This window comes from Aminobacter sp. GW821-FHT11F06 (genome assembly GCF_058808215.1).
The window spans coordinates 1-2,767 of the sequence record NZ_JBXARL010000024.1; the positions used below are offsets into that span (position 1 = coordinate 1).

Genomic DNA, 2,767 nt, shown 5'->3' on the forward strand with positions numbered 1-2,767 from the left:
TCCGAATTCGCCGGACGCGCCGCCTTGGCCGGCCATTGCTCGCTGCCGACCGGTTCGACCACAGCCGTTGGCCCGCCAAGCGAAGCACTGACCGCAAGGACATGGCTTGCCAGTTCATACCAGCTTGCCCGGCCTTGGCCAGCAAGATGGTAGAGGCCCCTGGGGAAGCCGCCGTCGCGACGCCAGACCGTTGCCGCGGCCAGCAGGCCATCGGCAAGATCATGCGCCTCGGTCGGGTTGCCGAACTGGTCAGCCACGACCTTGAGGTGGTCGCGCGTGGCTGCCAATGACAACATCGTCTTGACGAAATTGCGGCCATAGCGGCTGACCACCCAGGCGGTGCGGACGACCAGGTGATCGGGATTGTTGGCGCGCACCGCGTCTTCGCCGGCGAGTTTGCTGCGGCCATAGACCGTCTGCGGATTGGGCGTGTCGGTCTCGACATAAGGACGCGTCGAGGTGCCGTCAAAGACGTAGTCGGTGGAAATATGGACGATCGGAATGCCGACCAGCCTGGTCAGCCGCGCCAGTTCCGCCGGTGCCTCGGCGTTGAGGCGAAAGGCCCGCTCGGGCTCGTCCTCCTGCTGATCGACACCGGTATGTGCTGCCGCATTGATCACCATGTCGGGTGCGACCGAATTCAGCACCGGGGCGAAGGTCGCCGGGTTCTCAAGGTCGAGATCGGGCCGGCCGACCAGCACGATCTCGACCTGGCCCTGCGCCCGCACGGCAAGCGAACGGGCCAGCTGGCCCGAAATGCCCGTGACCAGGATCTTCACTTGGCGCCGACCAGCCCCTGGCGGGAGCCGTCGAAGCGTTGCTCGCGGATCGGCCGCCACCACCAGCCATTGGCGAGATACCAGTCGATGGTCCGGGCAAGGCCGGTCTCGAAGGTTTCCTCAGGCGTCCAGCCGAGCTCGTGCTCGCTCTTGGTCGGGTCGATGGCGTAGCGCCGGTCGTGGCCCGGGCGGTCGGTGACATAGGCGATGAGGTCAAGATGGGACTGACCGCCGGCCCTTGGCCGGCGTGCATCGAGCAAGGTGCAGATGGTTTGAACGACTTCGAGATTGGTGCGCTCGGCGCGGCCGCCGATATTGTAGCTCTCGCCGACCCGACCTTTGGTCATCACCGCTTCCAGCGCCCTGGCGTGATCTTCGACAAACAGCCAGTCGCGCACATTGGCGCCCTTGCCGTAGACCGGCAGCGGCTGCTCATCGAGCGCATTGGCAATGACCAGCGGGATCAGCTTTTCGGGGAAGTGATACGGCCCGTAATTGTTGGAGCAGTTGGACAGCACCACCGGCAGCCCATAGGTCTCGTGCCAGGCGCGCACGAAATGATCGGAGGCCGCCTTCGACGCCGAATAGGGCGATGACGGCTTGTAGGGCGATTCCTCGGTGAAGACGCCGGAATCGAAAGGCAGGTCGCCAAAAACCTCGTCGGTCGAAACATGGTGGAAGCGGAAACGCTGGCGCGCCTCCTCGTCGAGACCGCGCCAATGGTCGAGAACGGCCGACAAAAGGCTTGCGGTGCCGACGACATTGGTGGTGACAAACGCCATCGGCCCGTCGATCGAGCGGTCGACATGGCTTTCGGCCGCCAGATGCATCACCAGATCGACCTTCTCGTCGGCCAGAATCTGGCGCACCGTGTCAGTGTCGCAGATGTCGGCGTGGTAAAAGGCATAATTGGGATTGCCCTCGAGATCGCGCAGCGACGTCAGGTTGCCGGCATAGGTCAGCTTGTCCAGATTGACGACACGGTAGTTGCCGGTGCCAACCAGATGGCGGCAGACGGCCGAGCCGATGAAACCGGCACCGCCGGTGACCAGAACAGTTTGGAGAGCGTGCTTCACGAATAGACAAATCCGGTTTCGACTTGAGCCAGCAAGGGTGCTGCAGCATCCTTCGCCGACAGGATCATTTCGGCTGTTGGCACCGGCCAGTCAACCGCAATGTCGGGATCGTCAAAGCGGATCGCGCGGTCATGCGGCTGCGAATAAGGTGCCGACACCTTGTAGACGACCTCGGTGTCGGGTTCGAGCGTGACAAACCCATGCGCGAAGCCCTTGGGCACCAGGATCTGGTTCCAGTCCTTGCCAGACAACGTCAGCCCGACCCATTTGCCATAGCTCGGCGAGCCCTTGCGGATGTCGATGGCGACATCGAAGATCGAGCCGCTGAGCACCCGCACCAGCTTGTCCTGGGCAAAGGGCGGCAGCTGGAAATGCAGGCCGCGCATGACGCCGCGCGCCCGCGAAAACGACTGGTTGTCCTGGACGAAGTCGACGCTGATGCCGGCCAACGCCAGCTTCTCGGCGTTCCAGGTCTCGGAAAAAAAGCCGCGTTCGTCTTCGAATTTGGCCGGCCGGATCTCGAAGACACCGTCCAGGCCAAGATTGCGCACTTCAACCATGGCTGATTTCCCTGACGCGGCGTTCGAGATAACGCGCATAATCGGTCTTGCCGAGCGAGGCGGCGCGGGCGAGCACCTCTTCATCGGTCAGCCAGCCCAGCTCAAAACCGATCTCTTCGGGGCACATGATCTTGATGCCCTGGCGATGTTCGATCGTGCGCACGAAGGACGAGGCGTCGTGCAGGCTGTCATGGGTTCCGGTGTCGAGCCAGGCATAACCGCGGCCGAGCCGGACCACATGCAGCTTGCCCTGGTCGAGATAGCTGCGGTTGACGTCGGTGATCTCGAGCTCGCCACGAACGGATGGCTTGATCGACGCGGCGATGTCGACGACCGAATTGTCGTAGAAATA

4 protein-coding genes are annotated in these 2,767 nt (G+C 63.1%); all 4 read right to left on the minus strand.

The annotated features are described in order from the left end of the window. A partial coding sequence (gene rfbD / locus AC1RTB_RS26405; RefSeq protein ID WP_492882232.1) for a dTDP-4-dehydrorhamnose reductase occupies positions 1 to 779 on the minus strand: 779 nt, incomplete at its 3' end. After that, positions 776 to 1,855 carry a dTDP-glucose 4,6-dehydratase gene (rfbB, locus tag AC1RTB_RS26410; protein ID WP_492882231.1) on the minus strand — a complete coding sequence of 360 codons (1,080 nt, stop codon included), beginning with the start codon at positions 1,853 to 1,855 and terminating at the stop codon, positions 776 to 778. The genes rfbD and rfbB, both read right to left, overlap by 4 nt. Next, the gene (gene rfbC, locus AC1RTB_RS26415; RefSeq protein ID WP_492882230.1) at positions 1,852 to 2,415 is read right to left on the minus strand and encodes a dTDP-4-dehydrorhamnose 3,5-epimerase; all 564 of its coding nucleotides are present in this window, start codon (positions 2,413 to 2,415) and stop codon (positions 1,852 to 1,854) included. The genes rfbB and rfbC overlap by 4 nt, the downstream gene beginning before the upstream one ends. After that, positions 2,408 to 2,767 (minus strand): sugar phosphate nucleotidyltransferase (locus AC1RTB_RS26420; protein WP_492882229.1); only part of this gene is annotated, 360 nt, incomplete at its 5' end. The genes rfbC and AC1RTB_RS26420, both read right to left, overlap by 8 nt.